Genomic DNA, 19,227 nt, shown 5'->3' with positions numbered 1-19,227 from the left:
GGGGAATCTGAACCGAGGTAGGTTCACTCATAGGCTAGGAGTGGCAAGGGCACCAGTATAAATCCAAGCTTTTTAAACAAAGCGAACATTCGTATCTTTCAATTTTGCGCTATTTATTTGGTCTCGTTACTCGCGGTTAAATCTTCTTCAGGATGGCCCTCGGTGCGGTGTTTAGCTGATATCTAGCCCGGATACCGCCTTCAGGGGGATTTTGCGGTGGCAACAGACGCGCCGGGGAGCCACAGGCTCATGAGTGCGGATAGCCCAATGGCAATTGTAAACAGCTGGATCATGACGGTGTGGCGCGCCACGCTGACGATTTGGTCGTCTCCCAGAACCATACCGAGCACCAGAATACTCAGGATGCCGCCCAGATAACGCATCGTGGAACTGACGCCGGCGGCCATTCCAGCCTGTCCGGGCTCTGCGGCGCTCATCGAGGCTGACTGTGCAGGCGCGTTGCACAAGCCAAGGCCCAACCCTGACATCAGCAGGGCTGGCATCGCGCCCTGCGGGGACTCAAACGAATCTATGCCCCATAGCTGACCAACGCCTGACAACAGCAACACACTGCCCAAAAGCGCCGCACTTCGTGCGCCGATCCGGTCGGTCAGTTGTCCACCCAATGGCGCCGCAAACACCATGCCGATCATCATGACGAAGAGCATGTAGCCAATGTCGCGTGGCTCCGTCACGCGGAATACGGAAAAGAATTGCGGCAACTGAAAAAGCAATCCATACATCGCAAAGTTCTGCAGAGCGATTATAAATGTTCCTGCGGCAAAGGGGGGCAGGGAAAACAGGTGCGGATCAAAGACTGGTGCCGGGGTTTTCGCCTCCCATTTGACGAAGGCGACTCCGGCGATGGCCGCCGCCAGAACCACGGCCATGAACATCGCGCCTTCAAGTTTGCTGGCCACGATCAGCAACGTCAGTGACAGCGCCAGCAGCCCGATGCCCATAAAATCCAGCGATCTTGTCAGCTTTCTCAGCGGGCGCTGTGTCGCTGTGTTTTCTGCAGGCAGGGGATAGCGATGCAGCAGAAGCGCCGAGACGGCCAGAAATGGCACATTGGCAACAAAAACAGCACGCCAGCCAAAAAGGCTCACGATCTCACCGCCCAGGACGGGCCCGCAGGCTGCCGCGATTGCCATCGTAGCACCAAACAGGCCAAAGATACGGCCACGTCGCCCTGGAGGCACATGCAGACGCAACAGGGCGAGGGTTGCCGGAACCACCAGGGCACCGGCTACGGCCATCAGGCAGCGCGACAGAAACAGGAAGCTGACACCCTGCGCCAGAACCCCGAAAGCCGCGCCGATCAAATAAAGGCCAATACCTGTCCACAGGATGCGCGAATGCCCGACGACATCGCTGATCTTTCCCGCCGGCCCCAGGCAAATCACGTTAACGACCAGATAACCGGTGACCAGCAGGCTCGTGATCAAAACGAGATCCGCACTGATTCCGAGGCTGATGGACGGCAGCGCCACGGCGATCAGTGTCGAACCCAGCGGCGCCTGGGCCGACGCCATCAGCAGGCCCGCCGTACTCGCGGTACTCATTCGGATGGCAGCGTTGTTGGCGCTCAAAGTGTTGTCCCGATGTTATCGTCAGGCCACAGTCGATTTCGTCACTGGGCGTAATTGCAGCAGGTAAAGGGTCTCGCCTTCGAATGCCCATTCGATGTCATGGGGTCCGGTACCGAAAACTTCCTCGCACTGCGTCACAAGCGTTTGTAGCGCAGCCAGTTTTTTCGCATCAAGGCAGAGTTGCTCGACAAGATGCGCGGCGACAGTTTCGGTGCGGGTCAGGCCTCCGGGCACACGCTGCACGCTGACGTCCTTGAAACCCGCGCGGCTTTCCAGGAGACGTCCTGCGCGATCCATGCGATAGCTGTCGGGGATGACCAAGCCCTGCACAACGGCCTCACCCAGGCCCCACGATGCCTCGACGACAAGTTCGTCTTGACCGGTCACGGGGTTGCAGGTGAATAACACGCCGGCCACATCAGCGGCCACAAGACTCTGGATGACCACGCCCATGCGTATGGCCGTGTCCGCCCCCACGCGGTCTCGATACGCCCGTGCAGACTCCGTCCGCGCGGATTCCCAGACGACCAGAATCGCGTCCAAAACCGCCCCGAAACCCATGAGGTTGAGAACAGTTGCATGTTGTCCGGCGAAGCTCGCACCCACCGAGTCTTCGCCGATGGCCGACGATCTGACAGCCACCGGTCCGGGCATCTGCGCACATATTCTGGCGAGCTCCGTCCGCGCACTGGCGTCGCCTGCCGCGATTGCATCGACGAACGCGGTATCGAGCGCGAAACCCCCGGGCACAGGCAGTCCGGCGCGGAGCGCTGCACCGAGTTGCGTGGCTTTTCCGCCATACAAAGACTCATCGCAGAGCGAGGCCAACGGACCCGGTTTCACGGTGAGTCGATCCGGACTTCGCCTCTCGTTCCGTCCACTGTCACACGGGTTCCGTCTGCGATCTGCGCTGTGGCGTTACGAGTCCCGACGACGGAGGGAATGCCGTATTCGCGTCCCACGATGGCGGCGTGTGACAGCAAGCCACCCGCATTCGTTACGATGGCCCCCAGCAGAGGAAGCACTATGTTGAAGGAATCTGTGGTCGCTGCCGTGACCAGCACGTCACCACGTTCCAGACGGCCCAGGTCATCCGGCCCGTCGATGACCCGCGCGATGCCGCTGTAGGTTCCGGGGCTTGCGCCAATTCCCCTGATGACGGCGCTGTCGCGATGACTTTGAACGTCGGCCCCGAGGGATTGAATGGCCGTCACCAGGGCGGTCATCACCCTTCTTACGTGGGATGGCAAGCCGTCCATCGGAGGGGGTGGCGAAGCGGGATCGCCAAGTTCCGCAGGCGCAGTGTCGACGCGATGTCCTTTGCGATAGGAGGCGCGCGCGGCAAGCTCGGCCCCGCTCGGGCCACCCTGTCGGCCGAGAAGGGCCTGGATCTCTTCGTAACTTGCCTCGATAAGATGTGCTGCCTCCTCGATCAGGCCCTCTGCGGCAAGCCTCGCTCCGGCGGAAAGCAGCGCACGGCGCATGACACCTCCCGCCCAGACGTCGCTGTAAAATCCGCGCTCGTCACGCAGCCGCGACACCAAACGCACCTCGTCAAGAAGATCATCGAAATCGGCACGGTGTTCTGTTGGAATCTTTTCCCGCAATCTGGACACGTCTGCTTCGGCAACAGCCTCAGCCTGAGGCGCGCTCTGTTCGACAGCCATCCTGATCCGGGCGACGAGCGCGTCGGGCACTTCGATAGCCGAGGGCTCGCCGGTATCAAGACTGTTAAGCAGTCGGTCACCGACCACGCCGAGATAATCCCTGGTTGCGTCACCCAGAGGCCCCGAGGCACTGCGAAGCTGGGCAAGGATATCCGCACTCGCCTTTCCGGATGCCAGGGTTTGACGGGCATCCGGGCTGTTGCGTATCTCCTCGGCCAGTCGATCCAGCTCTGGGAAGGTCCCGGCGGATTCCGGTGCCGATCCCCGCGTCAGGGCCAGAAACTCGCCGATGGGAGCGTTCGTCCATGCGCCGACATGGGCCATGAAATCACCGACTGGAAGAATCGCTGCCAGATTGAAACTGTGATGTTGATGAATCATCCGTTCCAGGTTATCCCGGCATTGTTCGATATAAGCGATCAACTCATCCTCGGACAAAGCCAGCGGGTCCACGGCAAGCAGCTCTTTATGCGTTCTGATCGAGGCGGGTTTCACATCGCGGTCCCAGCGCTCCAGATCCTCTCTCCAGATTTTTTTGGGAAACACATCTTCGGCGGCTTTGAAGCGCGCCGGAATTTCTGCCTCGGGCGCCGGTACGACGGTTGAGTAGGCAAAACCATTTACAAACCGGTAGTCGAGAGTATCGATCAGCAACCCGTAGCGGCGCGCGCAGTGTAGAAAACCCTTGGTGATGCCTTGCGGGTGGATCTCGGCCTGAAAACGAGAGACAGGTCGCGGGAAGTGGGCCGCGTCAACGGTCCATGATCCTGGGCCGGGCGCTTCAAATACTGATGCGTAGGATGAAGTTGTTGTGTTCATGGGTTTTGTGTCCTGGCATGAATTTAGGTTTTTACGTATCCCTGTTAATCAACAGGACCGCCCGCCCGGTGCATGTCTGCCCGAGGGATGTCGATTGATCGCCATTAATTCAATAGTAGGCCCAGCCCAAATTTCGAACAAGAAAATGATTGCTTGAGAGGCGGACGCTCAAGCCCACCAGACACGCCGGATTTTTCTGATAATGAGCGGTACTGAAACGGGGTCAAGGTCAAGCCAACCGCAGCCGCGCAACTGTGTGACCATGCCACTTATGGATGAGGCTTTGGAGCTTATTCGGGATCATGTTGCTGACCAGGCGTGTCGATTGAGGCGCAACTTAAGCTCCCAATCAGAAACCCTCCAGTGGCACCGACCAACGCTGCCACTGGTCCGATCATGCCGCCCATCAGTCCACCGATAAACATGAGTAACACACTTTTCATACAGCCCCCTTCTGCCAATCCTGGCAGTCTGCATTACGCTGAGTATAGATGATGGTTCTCGTCCCCGGGTTGACCCGACGGAGTTTGCTCTCCAAAATACTGTATATTCAACCAGTATTCGGTGTAAAGCATGCCCTGCATTCTTCTTGGTGACTACGCGTCCTTCTCACGACTGAACATACCGCTGTTTCTGGAGCGGGTTTCGGCTGGCTTTCCTTCGCCGGCGGAGGATTACGTCGAAAAAACCCTCGATCTGAACGAGCTGTGTATTCAACACCCCGCCTCGACGTTTTTCGTGCGAGTGCAGGGCGAGTCGATGGTGGAGGCCGGCATCCTGCCGGAGGATGTGCTGGTGGTGGATCGGTCTCTCAGGGCCAAACACGGGGATATCATCATCGCCAGCCTGGAATCGGAAATGACAGTGAAGCAGCTTCACCTGACGCCACCACCAGTCCGGCTTTTACCCAGAAACCCGGCCTATCAGCCGATGATCATTGACGCTGATATGGTGCTGGAAGTGTTTGGTGTCGTGACCAATGTCGTGCGTTCGCTCAAGCGGGGAGTGAGCTCATGACAGGAAAACTGTCGGCAACCGACAGTTATCGGGAACAGGATCAAGCCGGGTGAAGCAGGTTTATGCGCTCGTTGACTGCAATAATTTCTACGCTTCCTGCGAGAAGTTATTTCGTCCGGATCTGCGGGAAACGCCGGTCGTTGTGCTCTCCAACAACGACGGTTGCGTGGTCGCACGCTCGAAGGAAGCCAAAGCGCTGGGCATTAAAATGGGTGTACCCGTGCATCATATAACAACGGAAATCCACCAATACGGCATCGAAGTATTTTCTTCGAACTACACGCTGTATGGCGATATGAGCCGACGGGTGATGGTCACACTGGAATCCCTGGCCCCCAGAGTGGATATTTATTCCATTGATGAAGCCTTTCTAGATCTTACCGGCATTGACCGGGTGGTGGCCTTTGAAGACTTCGGGCGGCAGATTAAGGACATCGTTTACCAAAACGTAGGCTTGCCGGTGTGCGTTGGTATTGCGCCCACCCGAACACTGGCCAAACTCGCCAATTACGCAGCCAAGAAATACCGGGCGACAGGCGGTGTAGTTGACCTGACGGACGCGGCCAGGCAGCGAAGACTGTTGGCACGGGTGCCGGTCGAGGAAGTCTGGGGCGTGGGGCGCAAACTCTCCGCCAAGCTCCAGGCTCTGGGCATTGTCACCGCACTACAACTGGCCGACACGGATTTGGCTACGCTGCGAAAGCGGTTTTCTGTGGTATTGGAACGAACCGCTCGGGAGCTTAATGGTGTTCCATGTCTTCCCTGGGATGACGCGCCACCACCCAAGAAGCAAATCATGTGCTCCCGGTCGTTTGGTCAGCCTCTTCAAGCCTTATCGGATCTGGAAGAGGCTGTTTCTCACTTTGCTAACAGAGCCACTGGAAAACTTCGGGGCGGCCGGCAGTATGCAGGTGAGCTGATGGTGTTCGTCCGGACCAACCCGTTTCGGGCGGACGTTCCCCAATATTCCAAAAGCGCCTCGGTGCGGCTGGTGAGTGCTACTCAGGACTCCCGGGTAATTGTGCAGCAGGCGCTGACCCAGCTTCGGTCAATGTATCGTGCAGGTTACGACTATGCCAAAGCGGGCATTATGCTCAGTGAGTTGGTGGACGAAACCGGGCTTCAGCGAGATATGTTTGACCTGTCTTCGGCTAACGACGGTAAAGGTGAACGGTCTGCACGCCTGATGGCGGTGATGGATGAGATCAACCGCAAATCGCGGGCCACGATCTGTATGGCCCGGGAGGCTGGCCCAGCGGCCTATGTCATGCGCAGGGAACACCTGTCGCCGGCGTACACCACGAATTGGTCCCAGTTGCCCGAAGTTCGTTGAAACTCGTAACCTTTGGGTACCGAGAGTAATCTGGAAGCGCAGCGTTTATCGAGATGTTTGAAGGAGGTGCAGGTTTATGTGCGGTCGCTACAACGTAACAGACTCACCCGAAGTCCAAACGCTGATGGAGCAGCTCGGTCTGCCTGGCGTCACACCCCGGCCTCAGCATAATGTTCCGCCTGGCGGCATCGGTGAGTTCGTGATGGAAGCCGCCGGTGATCGGTACCTGCTCCCGGGTATCTGGTCGTTGCTGATAGAACCTCGCCCTCAAGGCTACGGAGTCCGGCCCAACCCCAAATTTCAGACCTTCAACGCCCGAAGTGATCGTCTTACCAGCAGCCCGCTCTGGAAGAAAGTCTATCCCGGCAAACGCTGCATCATCCCGGTCAGTGCTTTCCATGAGTGGAAGGGCAAACAGGTCTACAATATTCACCCGCAGAACGAAGCTACGGCGCTGGCCGGTTTGTGGCAGACCTGGCATTTTGAAGATGAGACCGTCAATTCTTTCACGGTGATCACACTGCCGCCGCATCCAAGATTCAGCCACATTCATCCTAAAAGCATCCCGTTGATGCTGCGCTCCGGTGACTTTGATATGTGGCTGGATCCGGATTTTCACCAGGTTGAGGCATTTCAGGGCCTCATGAAAACTCACATTCCCGCCCCCCTGGTCTGCGAGCCTGTGAAGGGGGTCCAGAATCTTGAGCGAGTTGGCGAGGCAGAACTTTTGCCGGCTGATTAATCGCCGCCTGGGTTTGACCAAACCACCACTTAAATGGTCAGACGCTCAAAACCCCATCGGCTCACAGAAAGCTTGATGGGGTAACGCAGCACCGGGCTCAGGTCGAAAATGGCGGTTTGGCAGGTCACCAGTAATACACTCTTCAGCATCGGATGCGGAATCCGTCATTAAATCATAGTCCTTCGGAGACAACTCAAAGTGTACTTGCTTGGCGTCGACTCGCCCGCCTGGTAGCCTGGCTAAAATCTTATCTAACAAGAATAAGTTGTAGGGAAATTACCTGATGAAGGACACGCTGGCCTATTACAACAGCAATGCCGATGCGTTTGTAGAATCGACGTTTGAGGTCAGCATGGACAAGCTTTACCAAGAATTTCTTCCGCAAATTGTCGAGGGTGGCCATATTCTGGATGCCGGCTGTGGCTCTGGCCGGGATGCGTTGTTCTTCAAAGAGAAAGGATATCGTGTTTCCGCATTTGATGGGTCCAACGCGGTTGTCGATCTTGCCCGTCAAAAGACTGGTTTGTCTATTCAGCACCGATCTTTCGCAGAGATCAACGAAACCAATACCTACGACGCAATATGGGCATGTGCCAGCCTGTTGCACCTGCCTGTTGATCAGGTGCCGGAAGCTATTGCCCTGTTGTGGGGTGCTTTAAAACCGGACGGTGCCCTCTACATGAGCTTTAAGGTTGGAAAGGGTGAGCGCAATGATAAAGGGCGGCATTTCACAGATGCAGATGAATCGATTGCTCAGCAGTGGATCCAGGGCCTCACAGAGTTGGAAGCTTGTCGTATGTGGCGCACTGATGACCAGCGCCCGAATAGAAATGAGCAGTGGTTAAACATTCTGTTGACCAAGGCACCTGCGACCCACGAGAAGCTCACCACGGGCGGCAAAGAACATCATTTTTTGCCCAAATTGTGCCAGTCGATTAAAGCTGCTGATCAGGTTGATATGGCGGTAGCCTTTGTAAAAACCACTGGTCTGAATCTTCTCTTTCCTGATTTGGTGAGCGCTCTGCAGCGAAAACCTGATCCAGCCCGCCTCCGCATCCTTACCAGTGATTATCTGGATATTACCGACACCGAAGCGCTTCGAAAGCTTCTTCTGTTGCGCGACCATGGTGCGCAGGTGCGTATCTATCAAAGCAAAGGCAGTAGCTTTCATCTAAAAGCCTATCTTTTTGCCGGTTATGCAGAACATCGGCAAATGTGGGGCAGGGCGTTTATTGGTTCCAGTAATATCAGTCGGCAGGCGCTTCAGGACGGGTTGGAGTGGAATTACCAGGTCGATTTTCCTCCGGACTCAGGATACCTCGAGGCTGCCAGCCGGTTTGAAGAACTTTTTCGGCATTCAAATGTTGCTCAACTTACTGACCAATGGATTGATGAATACGAGCAACGCAGAAAACCGCCGGCTCAGTCAATGGAACCAGGCAGCGACGAGAAACAGGAAGTACCGACTCCGAATGATGTTCAGAAGGAGGCGTTGGAAGCCCTGGATCAGACTCGCCAAGACGGCTATTGCAGAGGTTTGGTTGTACTGGCAACAGGTCTGGGTAAGACCTGGCTGTCCGCCTTTGACGCCGTGCAAATGGGCGCAAGGCGGATTCTTTTCGTTGCGCATCGGGAGGAGATTCTCTATCAGGCGGCTGAGACTTATTTGCGAATTAAGCCAGATAGCCGTGTCGGATTTTACATGGGTAAGCAGCGAGACCGAACGGTAGATATCCTCTGTGCTTCGGTTCAAACGCTTGGCAAAGAAATGCATCTGGGACGCTTCAGCCCGCAGCACTTCGATTACGTCGTGGTTGATGAATTTCATCACGCCGCAGCGCCTGTTTATCACCAGCTTTTGAGTTATTTCGCACCGCAATTTCTGCTCGGGTTAACGGCGACCCCTGATCGTACCGACCGCTCCGATATCTTCTCGTTATGTGATGACAACCTGGTGTTTGAATATCCGTTGTTTGACGGCGTGAAGGGCAATTTTCTGGTGCCGTTTCACTACTACGGAATTTATGACGATACCGTCGATTACTATGAGATTCCCTGGCGTAACGGAAAGTTCGATCCCAACCTGCTGGCCAATAAGCTGGCGACGCTGGCGCGTGCACGGCACGCATTGAGAATATGGCGACAACATAAGCAGAGCCGAACCTTGGCATTTTGTGTGTCACGGGCACATGCCGATTTCATGGCAAGTCAGTTTGCGAAACACGGAGTCAGGGCTGCCGCTGTCCACGGTGAATCTGAGATGTCTCGCGGTGAAGCGCTGGAACGCTTGCAGGATGGTCAGCTAGATGTGGTTTTCTCCGTAGATCTGTTCAACGAGGGTGTCGATATACCCGCCATCGATACCGTATTGCTGCTGCGCCCGACAGAATCAAAGATTTTGTTTCTCCAACAAATCGGCCGGGGTCTTCGGAAAAGTACGGCAACGGGCAAAGACAGGCTGGTGATTCTGGATTTTGTGGGCAACCACCAAAGCTTTCTGCATAAACCCCAGGCTTTGATTGGCCAGGCGATGAACCACCGGCAACTGGCGGAATTCGGCCGTAAAGCTGAGAAGCACCAGCTGAACTTGCCGGATGGCTGTTTTATCAATTACGACTTGGAAGTCATCGAATTCCTGAAGGGGCTGGACCAGAACGGCGCTGAAAAAGACTATCAAGCTTTAAAAGACACGCTTGGTCGCCGTCCAACGCTCACCGAGTATTACCACTTTGGGGCTAGTATCACGAAAACCCGAAAGCAGCATGGTGGCTGGTTCGGACTCGTGCGGGACATGGATGACCTCACTGATATTGAGGCGGAACTTCTGGCGAGCCAGGAAAGCTTCCTGATGGAAGTTGAGACCACTTCCATGACCAAGTCATTCAAGATGATTTTGCTGGATGCGTTCCAGCAGTCGGGTGGCTGGCGGAGTGCGCCCAAGCTTCCGGAATTGGCGAAAGAATCTTGGCAAATACTAAAACGCAGACCGAGGTTGTATCAGGAGCTCGCCGATTCGGTAAAAGGCGTTGATGGTTCATCGCAGCAATGGCAGCGGTACTGGAAGAAAAACCCCGTCGATCATTGGATAAACAAGTCGCCCCCCATTTTCCGGATCGAAGGTGATAAATTTAAACCGGTTATTTCACTGGGCACGGGTCAGGTTAAAACCTTTGAGGAAATGGTGCAGGAGCTGATTGATTATCGCCTGGCTTCCTATGAGGCGCGCCACTCAGCCAAAGAAATCCAGTCTCCTCCAGAAAATGTAGTGCCAATGACGCCTATGGGAACTGAGCTGCCGTATTTTCCATCACTTAGAATTGCATGTGGTCACTTCAAAAATAGTCAGGCGGAGGAGCCCGAATACAGGTCTATCGGAATGGGGCATGGTCGAATAGAGCCAAACCGCCATTTTATTGCCCGGGCTTCGGGCGATTCCATGAATGGAGGGAAACACCCAGTTCAAGATGGCGACTATTTATTGCTTGAGCAAATAAATCCGGACCAGGCCGGATCTATTACCGGTAATACGCTCGCTATTGAACGGCTTGATGAGGCCGGTGACACCCAGTATCTCTTGAGGACGGTGCGGAAATCGTCAGATGGCGAATACATTCTTGAGGCTGCTAACCCAGATTACAAAGATATCGTCGTTACTCCCGAACTAAGCGACCAGTTTCGAACTTTTGCCCGGCTGGATGGGGTTGTGGACCCTCTGGAAATGGTATTGGGGCAGGAGATACCGAGAGAAGAAATTCCCGAATTATTCGGTGAAACCTTCAATCCCGGTAACTGGCAGAGCGGTCACGTATTCTTGAAAGACGCCAATGCCAACATTCTGCTGGTGACACTGAACAAGCAGGGGAAAGGTGCGGATCATCGTTACGTTGATCACTGGATTGATGATTCGACATTTCACTGGCAGAGCCAGAACTCCACCACACCGCAAAATAAGCGGGGAAAGGAGCTGATCGATCACAAAAAACTGGGGCTCTCAATACACCTGTTTGTCCGCGAAAACAGGTTGCGCAACGGCAAGGCTGCTCCGTTCACCTACCATGGCCCTGTCGAGTATCAAAGCCATGAGGGAAGCGCGCCAATGAGCGTGATATTTAAGCTGAGCTCGACAAGTTAGAGCATACGAAAAGGGGCTCCATTCGGCCACTGCCGGCTTTTTGGGCGCTGCTACCCCATACCCATGGAGTCATGATGGTGGGCTCCGTGTTTCGCCAAGCATTCCGATGGCGTCAGGTCTTCGAGTGAATCGTGGGGACGTTCATCGTTGTATTCAGTCATTCAGGATTCAGTCCGTTGCCGGGCTTCTGTGAGATTCCGGAAGACATACATGTTCAGAATCTTGTCCCGGTAAGCCCGATTGAAACGCTCTACATAACAGTCCTGGGTAGGCGTGCCTGGTTTGATGAACTCCATTGCAATGCCATGGTGCTCAGCCCAATCCGCCAACGTAACAGAGATGAGCTCGGTATCGTTATTCATACGGAATTTAGGGGGGTAGCCTCGCCAGCCGATGGTGCGCTCGAGCACGGGAATACTCGTCGCAGGGCAGGTGGCCAGCAGCAAATGCTGAAGCGATGGATTTGGGTCCATCGGCAAGTTTCTGGAATAGGTTCCCGACCGCCATTGCACGCATTCTACACGCAGGCCATGATTCGAAAGCCGACGAATCAACAACTATCAGGATGATGTCATGCCCCAATCGCCCCTGTCCCAACCCCTCAAACTTCCCTGCGGCGCTGTCCTGCCCAACCGTATCGCCAAGGCCGCGATGACCGAAGGTCTGTCAGACGATTATTTGTATGCGACCAACCGCCACGAAACGCTGTACGGACGCTGGTCTGATGGTGGAGCGGGATTGCTGATTACCGGCAACGTGATGATTGACCGCCGGGTACTGGAGCGGCCCGGCAATGTGGCTATCGACCCGGCGCCGGCGGAGGGTGAGCCCGAGGGCATGGCTCAACTGCGCGCCTGGGCCGATGCCGGTACCCGGAATGGTAATCATCTGTGGATGCAGATCTCCCATGCCGGCCGGCAGTCGCCGCGATACGTCACCACTAAGCCACTGGGCCCTTCGGCGGTCCAACTGTCCCTGATGGGTAATTATGCCCGCCCGCGGGCGTTGACGGATGGGGAAATCCTCGACTTCATCCAGCGCTTTGCCAGTGTCGCCCGGGTTGCCAAGGATGCGGGTTTTACCGGCGTTCAGGTGCACGGGGCTCATGGCTATCTGTTGTCTTCTTTTCTGTCTCCGGTAACCAACCAGAGGACTGATCGCTGGGGCGGGTCTCTGGAGAATCGCGCCCGTTTCCTGCTGGAGGCCGTTAGGGCAACTCGGGCGGCCGTGGGCCGGGAGTTTCCGGTAGCGGTAAAGCTCAATTCCGACGATTTCCGTAAAGGAGGGTTTACTCTGGATGAGTGTGTGAGCGTTGTGCGCTGGCTCAATGATGAGGGAGTTGATTTGCTGGAGGTATCCGGAGGCACCTACGAGCAGCCCCGGCTGCTTGGTTACAGCGGTGATTCGGACACCGCGAGCGAGGGGCCGGCCTTGCGGGAAAGCACTCGCAAACGGGAGGCCTATTTCCTGGATTATGCCCAGAAGATTCGCGAAGTCTGCGATTGTCCGCTGATGGTTACTGGCGGCTTCCGCACACGGACTTTTATGGAAGAAGTGGTTGGCAGTGGCGAAACCGATGTAATTGGTCTGGGCCGGCCGCTCTGTACGGATCCGGATACGCCCAAGGATCTGCTCGAAGGGCGTATCGACAAGACTGCCTGCCACGAGGATCACATCAGGCTTGCCCAGCGAGGCTTTTTCTCTCCGGCAAGTCCGCTGGTGCCGCTAAAGGTGCTTAACGTGCTTGGCGGCCAGGCCTGGTTCTACCAGCAGATCTTCCGGCTGGCAGACGGCGAAGAGGTTGATACGGATCTGGGTATCCTCAAGGCCCTCGGGGCCTACATGAAGGATGAATTGAGCCGGGCCCGGCGGGTGAAAAAAGCCTGCCCACAACCGTAGGGCGGTGTTCGGCTCTGATGACCGCCTCTGTTTCGCGTCATCGCGAAGATGAATCTCATCAAGCCGGCATTTTCCCGTGCTCGTTGCTCTGTAATGAGATGTTACGAGCGAAAAGATTTATGGTTCTCTCCCGGCTTCGGCCTCTGTGGTATGGTTTTCACGCCTCCCCCAGGGTTCAGCCTATTCATCCTAAAAGCATACCGTTGATGCTGCGCCCTGATGACTTTAATAGGTGGCTGGATCCGGATTTTCATCAGGTTGAGTCATTCCAGGGCGTCATAAAAACCCACATTCCCGCACCCCTGGCCTGCGAGCCGGTGAAGGGGGTCAAGAATCTTGAGCGAGTTGGCGAGCCGGAATTTTTGCCGACCGATTAATCGCCCGGGTGTTAAACCTCGTTCCGTCAAATAATAACCAGAGAAGAGGAATTTATGATTTTTGATTACGTCATTGTCGGTGGTGGATCGGCTGGTGCGGTGTTGGCCGCACGACTGAGCGAGGACCCTGAGGTGAGCGTCTGCCTGCTCGAGGCGGGCGGTAAGGGTGATCACCTCCTGGTCCGCGCCCCTGCCGGAGTAGTGGCGCTGATGCCGGGTCACGGAAAGATCAATAACTGGGCATTGAAGACCGAACAACAGCCTGAACTTGATGGTCGTCGGGGCTTTCAGCCGCGAGGCCGCGGGTTGGGCGGTTCCAGCCTGATCAACGCGATGCTTTATGTTCGTGGTCACAGGGCGGATTATGATGGTTGGGCTGAGCTTGGCTGTCGCGGTTGGAGCTGGGACGAGGTGTTGCCCTATTTCCGCAAGGCGGAGTGTCATGAAAACGGCGCAAATGAGAGTCACGGCGCTGAGGGGCCTCTGCATGTCGCCAAACAGAGATCTCCTAGGCCTATTTCGGAAGCGTTCGTCGAAGCCGCTCAAGAGCGGGGCTATCCGTTAACTGACGATTTTAATACCGGTGATAATGAGGGCGCCGGCCTTTATGAGGTCACCCAGTTCCATGACAAAGAGCGCAATGGTCAGCGCTGCTCGACAGCCGCGGCGTATTTGCATCCAGTCATGGAGCAGCGGAACAATCTGAAAGTTGTGACTGGCGCACGGGCTACCCGCGTTGTTTTCAATGGTAAACGTGCCGTGGGTGTTGAATACCGCCTGAAGGGACAAACGCAGAATGTTTTCGCTCATCGTGAGGTGATTGTTGCCTGCGGTGCTTTTGGATCGCCCCAGCTACTCCAGCTGTCAGGGGTTGGCCGTCCTGAGGATATTGCGCCTCACGGAATCCCGATGATTCACGAATTGCCCGGCGTGGGGCAGAATCTGCAGGATCATCTGGATTTCATTCTGGCCTACAGAACCGATGATACGGATAATTTTGGTTTCAGCCTCAAAGGCATGAAGAATATGCTTGGCCACTCCCTGCAATGGCGAAAGGATGGTACCGGCATGGTGTCGTCACCTTTTGCCGAGGGCGCGGCGTTTCTGAAGTCTGATCCGGGTTTGGATACGCCGGACCTGCAACTTCATTTCGTGGTATCTATTGTTGAAGATCATGCTCGCAAGTTGCACTGGGGACACGGCTTCAGCTGTCACGTTTGCAACCTGCGGCCAAAATCCCGCGGGCGTGTTTTTCTTGGCAGCGCCGACCCCATGGCTGAACCAGTTATCGACCCGAATTACCTATCTGATCAAGGCGACCTGGAATTGACCATCAAGGGTGCGAAAATAACCCGCAGTATTCTGCAGGCACCTGCGCTGGCGAGCTATCGTCAATCGGAATTGTTTGGCCTTCACGATGGCATGAGTGACGAAGAGTGGGCCCGGCACATTCGCGCCAGAGCCGACACCATTTACCACCCGGTCGGCACCTGCAAGATGGGTGTCGATGATCTGGCCGTGGTTGATCCGGACCTGAAGGTGAGGGGGCTTGAAGGGCTCCGTGTCGTGGACGCCTCGGTGATGCCAACCCTGGTTGGTGGAAATACCAATGCGCCAACGATCATGATTGCAGAAAAGATTGCTGACGTGATTAGAGCTGGCAAGAACCGTTTGTAATTTCGAGCTGATAATTAAGTTTTGTTTTGTAGAGCCTTGAGGCGGCAGCTCGCATCGTGCCCCTTGTGCCTGAGCTGTTTATTGAATGTGAAAGCGTGTACTGGCTTGAGTCTAGGAACTCAATGCTAAGCACCATGCTCCAGAATGTGGCGGTTTATTGCAAAAACGCACTGTCCTGACGCGCAGATTCAGCAAGCGACAGGTCCGGATTTTACCCATTGCCCCAGTACGCGCCTCCTATTTCGTAAGGTTTTTCAAAGAGATGAAAAATTTATAAGTCATTAATGGATTCTGGCACAGTTCTTTCTATACTTTACCCAGTAGTTGATGAAGCTGGCCACTGGCCGTAAGTCTTTACACAAAATGCGTTAGCCCTAACGCCCGGGTGTCGAAGCCTGAATGTCCGTACTTGGCGGTCGTTCGGGCTTTTTTTATGGGACGGAATTTTATGCGGCAGACGGTAGAAGTCGGAATTCTGGTGTCCACGGAGGGCACCTATCGGCGAATGGGAGCCAGCACTTTCGCTGGCCTCCAGAATGCCATTGATGAAATCAACCAGGACCCCGTTCGTCAGATTCGAATAAGCTACCGCAGCTATAACCCGGCGGGACAGCTCGAGGAATATAGCCGCGGTATCGCGCAGTTGATTGACGGTGGCGCCAGCCACATCTTCGGCACCACTACCTCCGCTAGCCGCAAGGAAATCATTCCCGATCTGGAGCATACCCACAGCCTGCTCTGGTATGCCTGTCCCTATGAGGGATTTGAGTGCAGCGAAAGCGTTCTCTATCTCGGGGGTTGCCCCAATCAGAACCTGGTACCCCTGTTGAGCTACGCTCTCAAGCACTTTGGTGCAGACGCTTACCTGGTGGGGTCAAACTATGTCTGGGGTTGGGAAAGTAACCGGATCGCCCGCGAGCTGATCGAGATGAGCCACGGTCGGGTTCTGGGGGAAAAATATTATCGCTTTGGTTGCATGGATTTCGGTCCATTGATTGGCAATATTCTGTCGGCGCCAACAACGTTCGTTCTCAACAATCTTGTAGGGGAATCGTCCTATCATTTTCTCCATCAGTTAAGTGACGCTTGCGCCAGTAGGGGAGTGCAGGCGACGGTGCTGAGCTGTAATTTTACGGAAGCCGAGCTGCCCTGTGTTCGTGGTGCAGATCATATCCGGCTCTTATCCTGTGGCGCATTTTTTGAGGCGGTCAATCCGGCTTTTGTTGACGGCCAGCGGCAACGACATGGCAGCCAGCCGTATTCCCACTACTACGCCTGTGCGTACAACGCGATGCATCTTTTCGCCCGGGCCTGTGAACAGGTTGGTAGCGACGACCCTGACCGCATTCGTGAAGCGCTTTACCAGGACCATAGCGATACCGTTCTGGGACAGGTTTTTCTCTCCGCCCGCAACAATCACCTGGCTTTGCCTAGCGTTATTGCACAAGCAGCAGGGGAGAGCTTCGAGGTTGTCCACAAGGCGCGGAATAACCTGGAGGCTGATCCCTACCTGGTTCAGACAGACCTGAATGACTTCTGCTTGCCCCAACCGCAGCAACGTGCCGCCGGTGATCTGAGGATTGTGAAATGAAAACCACCACATCATCCACCCACCCGGCCCGCACACTGCTCCTCGTTGACTGCGACGAGCGTACTGAAGCCATGCTATGCAAAAGCCTGCAGCGTCTGGGCATTGCCGCAGAAGCTTTGCGGCAGGATCAGGGATCCATGCCGCCGGGAATCGTAGCCTTGATTGTGGAGCTGGACGATTTCGAAAGCCCTAATCTTCTGGCTCAGGCAGACGCCGCCGGGCTTCCCATTATTGCTCTGAGCCATCACGAAACCCTCTCCCAAATCCAGTGCGCAATCCGGATGGGGGCAACCGCTATGCTTAACAAGCCCATTACCCAGACTTCTGTCTACACAACGCTGATGATGGCTCAGGGTCTGCGGAATAAGTTGTCAGCACTGGAAAGTGACAACAGCGACCTTTACAGCAAACTGAAGGCACGACCACTGATCGCCAAGTCCATCGCCCGTCTGATGCTAGATTGCGGCATCAACGAAGATGAAGCTTTTGAGCGGGTCCGTACCCTGTCCATGACTCTGAACCAGAGTATCGAAGCTATCTGTCACGACATCGAAAACCAATCCCGGCTCCGGCGGCAGGGGAGCTGAACATGTCCTTTCCGACAGTGATCCGTAACCTTTGCCGGCACAAGTCAGTGGCCGTATCGCTTGTACTGATTGTCACAGTTATAAGCGTTGCAGTACTGGCCCCCTGGGTGGCACCCCACGATCCAAACATGCAGTATTTCGATGGGTTGACCATGGAGGGCGCACCCCTGCCCCCGAATGATGAGTTCCTCCTGGGTACTGATCTGCTGGGACGGGACCTGCTTTCCCGACTTATTTATGGCGCTCAGACTTCGCTGATTATTGGAATTGTAGCCAACGGAATTGCGATCCTCATCGGTACCCTTGTAGGCGTCAGCGCAGGCTTTATTCGCGGCTGGACCGGCACCATTTTGATGCGCCTGACCGACCTGATGATGGCTTTCCCCGCGCTTTTGCTGGCTATTGCTCTGGCCGCGATTCTGCAACCGAGCATCTGGATCGTGGCACTGGTAATTGCGATGGTGAACTGGGTCCAGGTGGCGCGGGTGATTTATTCAGAGACCATTGCCATCTCTTCAAGGGAGTTTATTGCGGTAGAGCGTACTCTCGGCGCCAGCACTTTGCGGATTCTGTTCTCCCATCTCCTGCCACACCTGCTGCCCACCATCATGGTATGGGCAACTCTGGGCATCTCCACAACAGTGCTTCTGGAAGCCACCCTGTCTTTTCTGGGTGTTGGCGTACAACCGCCCACCCCAAGCTGGGGCAACATTATATTCGAGAGTCAGACCTACTTTACTTCGGCGTTCTGGCTTGTTCTGTTTCCGGGACTGGCCATCATTCTACTGGCGCTGAGTTTCAACCTGGTGGGCGACGCCCTGCGGGATGAACTGGATCCCTCACTGAAAGGACGCGGATGATGCCAATCTATATTCTGCGCCGTCTGGGTTATGCAGTCCTGATCCTGCTTGGTGTGTCTTTTATTACCTACCTGCTGCTTTATATGATCCCTGCGGATCCTGCGCGGCAACTGGCGGGACGTAGTGCCACAGCAGAGACCGTCGCCAATATCCGTGCTCAGCTGGGCCTGGATCTGCCTTTTTATCAGCAATACTTTCATTACCTGATGAACCTGATCCAGGGAGATCTTGGGCGCTCATACATACAGCGCACAGAAGTATCTGCGCTGATTAGTTCGCGCCTGGGGCCCACTATGGAGCTGATGGCGTGGGGTATCGGTTTCGAGCTACTGATCGGCGTGAGCCTCGGAATGCTCGCTGCTATCAAGCGAAACACCGCGATAGACCGGTTTCTCATGGCGCTATCTTTTGTGGGGGTATCTTCCCCGCACTTCATTGCCTCGATGCTTTTCCTTTACCTGTTTGCGGTCAACCTGGACTGGTTCCCCCTTGGCGGTTACGGCGAGTTTGAGCATGTATTGCTGCCGGCGCTCACCCTTGGGCTGCTGGGCAGCGGCTGGTACTCCCGCATGGTGCGCTCGTCGATGATCGAAGTTCTGGAGCAGGATTTTATCCGCACCGCACGTTCCAAAGGTCTCACCCGTCTCCGGGTGCTGTTCCGTCACGTTTTGCCCAATGCCATCGTTCCCGTCATCCCGATGATCGGTATTGACATTGGCATATTTATCGGCGGCCTGGTGGTGGTGGAGTCTGTCTTTGGCTGGCCCGGCCTGGGGCAACTCGCCTGGCAGGCCATCCAGCGGGTCGACATCCCCGTGATCGTTGGAGTCACCATGATTTCTGCTGTCGCCATTGTCATCGCCAACCTGATTGCGGATCTGCTGGTACCACTGGTGGACCCGCGTATAGAGCTCGACAAATCCTAACCCTGAGT

The 19,227-nt window shown here is 55.5% G+C and carries 14 protein-coding genes and 1 pseudogene; 11 read left to right on the top strand and 4 right to left on the bottom strand.

The annotated features are described in order from the left end of the window. Window positions 1–200 precede the first annotated feature (200 nt). The 3 genes from DIT71_RS16280 to DIT71_RS16270 are packed head-to-tail and all read right to left on the bottom strand — an operon-like array spanning window position 201 to window position 4,078. Window positions 201–1,592: an MFS transporter gene (locus DIT71_RS16280; RefSeq protein WP_114614293.1), complete on the bottom strand. Its 1,392-nt coding sequence runs from the start codon at window positions 1,590–1,592 to the stop codon at window positions 201–203. 21 nt (window positions 1,593–1,613) lie between these two features. Further along, window positions 1,614–2,435: a PEP/pyruvate-binding domain-containing protein gene (locus DIT71_RS16275; protein WP_114614292.1), complete on the bottom strand. Its 822-nt coding sequence runs from the start codon at window positions 2,433–2,435 to the stop codon at window positions 1,614–1,616. Continuing rightward, the gene (locus DIT71_RS16270; RefSeq protein ID WP_114614291.1) at window positions 2,432–4,078 is read right to left on the bottom strand and encodes a PEP-utilizing enzyme; all 1,647 of its coding nucleotides are present in this window, start codon (window positions 4,076–4,078) and stop codon (window positions 2,432–2,434) included. The genes DIT71_RS16275 and DIT71_RS16270 overlap by 4 nt, the downstream gene beginning before the upstream one ends. A 573-nt stretch (window positions 4,079–4,651) precedes the next feature. Between DIT71_RS16270 and DIT71_RS16265 the strand changes: the two genes are divergently transcribed. The 4 genes from DIT71_RS16265 (at window position 4,652) to DIT71_RS16250 (ending at window position 11,302) form a co-directional block, all read left to right on the top strand. After that, the gene (locus DIT71_RS16265; RefSeq protein ID WP_114614290.1) at window positions 4,652–5,095 is read left to right on the top strand and encodes a LexA family protein; all 444 of its coding nucleotides are present in this window, start codon (window positions 4,652–4,654) and stop codon (window positions 5,093–5,095) included. A gap of 49 nt (window positions 5,096–5,144) precedes the next feature. Next, window positions 5,145–6,428, top strand: a complete 1,284-nt coding sequence (gene umuC / locus DIT71_RS16260) for a translesion error-prone DNA polymerase V subunit UmuC (RefSeq protein WP_114614289.1) — start codon at window positions 5,145–5,147, stop codon at window positions 6,426–6,428. 76 nt (window positions 6,429–6,504) lie between these two features. Continuing rightward, window positions 6,505–7,170: an SOS response-associated peptidase gene (locus DIT71_RS16255; protein ID WP_114614288.1), complete on the top strand. Its 666-nt coding sequence runs from the start codon at window positions 6,505–6,507 to the stop codon at window positions 7,168–7,170. Window positions 7,171–7,453: 283 nt separating this feature from the next. Next, window positions 7,454–11,302: a DUF3427 domain-containing protein gene (locus tag DIT71_RS16250; RefSeq protein ID WP_114614287.1), complete on the top strand. Its 3,849-nt coding sequence runs from the start codon at window positions 7,454–7,456 to the stop codon at window positions 11,300–11,302. Between the two features lie 50 nt (window positions 11,303–11,352). Here DIT71_RS16250 and DIT71_RS16245 read toward each other — a convergent pair. Next, window positions 11,353–11,718 (bottom strand): annotated as a pseudogene (locus DIT71_RS16245) (integrase core domain-containing protein); the annotation flags it as partial. A gap of 157 nt (window positions 11,719–11,875) precedes the next feature. Between DIT71_RS16245 and DIT71_RS16240 the strand changes: the two are divergent. From DIT71_RS16240 to DIT71_RS16215, 7 genes are all read left to right on the top strand, one after another. Next, window positions 11,876–13,201 carry an NADH:flavin oxidoreductase/NADH oxidase family protein gene (locus DIT71_RS16240; RefSeq protein ID WP_114614285.1) on the top strand — a complete coding sequence of 442 codons (1,326 nt, stop codon included), beginning with the start codon at window positions 11,876–11,878 and terminating at the stop codon, window positions 13,199–13,201. A 17-nt stretch (window positions 13,202–13,218) separates the two neighbouring features. Continuing rightward, window positions 13,219–13,578, top strand: a complete 360-nt coding sequence (locus DIT71_RS17885; protein ID WP_144114508.1) for an SOS response-associated peptidase — start codon at window positions 13,219–13,221, stop codon at window positions 13,576–13,578. Between the two features lie 54 nt (window positions 13,579–13,632). Beyond that, window positions 13,633–15,255: a GMC family oxidoreductase gene (locus DIT71_RS16235; RefSeq protein WP_114614284.1), complete on the top strand. Its 1,623-nt coding sequence runs from the start codon at window positions 13,633–13,635 to the stop codon at window positions 15,253–15,255. Between the two features lie 448 nt (window positions 15,256–15,703). After that, on the top strand, window positions 15,704–16,846 hold the full coding sequence (locus DIT71_RS16230; protein WP_114614283.1) for a transporter substrate-binding protein: 1,143 nt from the start codon (window positions 15,704–15,706) through the stop codon (window positions 16,844–16,846). Then, on the top strand, window positions 16,843–17,433 hold the full coding sequence (locus DIT71_RS16225; protein WP_114614282.1) for an ANTAR domain-containing response regulator: 591 nt from the start codon (window positions 16,843–16,845) through the stop codon (window positions 17,431–17,433). Before DIT71_RS16230 ends, DIT71_RS16225 begins: the two co-directional genes overlap by 4 nt. A 2-nt stretch (window positions 17,434–17,435) precedes the next feature. After that, entirely contained in the window at window positions 17,436–18,293 is an 858-nt protein-coding gene (locus DIT71_RS16220) for an ABC transporter permease (RefSeq protein ID WP_114614281.1), read from the top strand. Beyond that, window positions 18,290–19,219 (top strand): ABC transporter permease, encoded by a 930-nt coding sequence (locus DIT71_RS16215; RefSeq protein WP_227538177.1) that lies wholly within the window; start codon window positions 18,290–18,292, stop codon window positions 19,217–19,219. The genes DIT71_RS16220 and DIT71_RS16215 overlap by 4 nt, the downstream gene beginning before the upstream one ends. Window positions 19,220–19,227 lie beyond the last annotated feature (8 nt).

This window comes from Marinobacter vulgaris (genome assembly GCF_003344045.1).
Classification (GTDB): Bacteria; Pseudomonadota; Gammaproteobacteria; order Pseudomonadales; family Oleiphilaceae; genus Marinobacter; species Marinobacter vulgaris.
This window is presented reverse-complemented; position numbering and strand designations above follow the sequence as displayed.

Excerpts from the sequence above, each read along its gene's own strand:
- DIT71_RS16270 (WP_114614291.1), bottom strand. The coding sequence starts at position 4,078 with ATGAACACAACAACTTCATCCTACGCATCAGTATTTGAAGCGCCCGGC.
- DIT71_RS16265 (WP_114614290.1), top strand. The coding sequence starts at position 4,652 with ATGCCCTGCATTCTTCTTGGTGACTACGCGTCCTTCTCACGACTGAAC.
- DIT71_RS16255 (WP_114614288.1), top strand. The coding sequence starts at position 6,505 with ATGTGCGGTCGCTACAACGTAACAGACTCACCCGAAGTCCAAACGCTG.
- DIT71_RS16250 (WP_114614287.1), top strand. The coding sequence starts at position 7,454 with ATGAAGGACACGCTGGCCTATTACAACAGCAATGCCGATGCGTTTGTA.
- DIT71_RS16240 (WP_114614285.1), top strand. The coding sequence starts at position 11,876 with ATGCCCCAATCGCCCCTGTCCCAACCCCTCAAACTTCCCTGCGGCGCT.
- DIT71_RS17885 (WP_144114508.1), top strand. The coding sequence starts at position 13,219 with ATGACCGCCTCTGTTTCGCGTCATCGCGAAGATGAATCTCATCAAGCC.
- DIT71_RS16235 (WP_114614284.1), top strand. The coding sequence starts at position 13,633 with ATGATTTTTGATTACGTCATTGTCGGTGGTGGATCGGCTGGTGCGGTG.
- DIT71_RS16230 (WP_114614283.1), top strand. The coding sequence starts at position 15,704 with ATGCGGCAGACGGTAGAAGTCGGAATTCTGGTGTCCACGGAGGGCACC.
- DIT71_RS16225 (WP_114614282.1), top strand. The coding sequence starts at position 16,843 with ATGAAAACCACCACATCATCCACCCACCCGGCCCGCACACTGCTCCTC.
- DIT71_RS16220 (WP_114614281.1), top strand. The coding sequence starts at position 17,436 with ATGTCCTTTCCGACAGTGATCCGTAACCTTTGCCGGCACAAGTCAGTG.
- DIT71_RS16215 (WP_227538177.1), top strand. The coding sequence starts at position 18,290 with ATGATGCCAATCTATATTCTGCGCCGTCTGGGTTATGCAGTCCTGATC.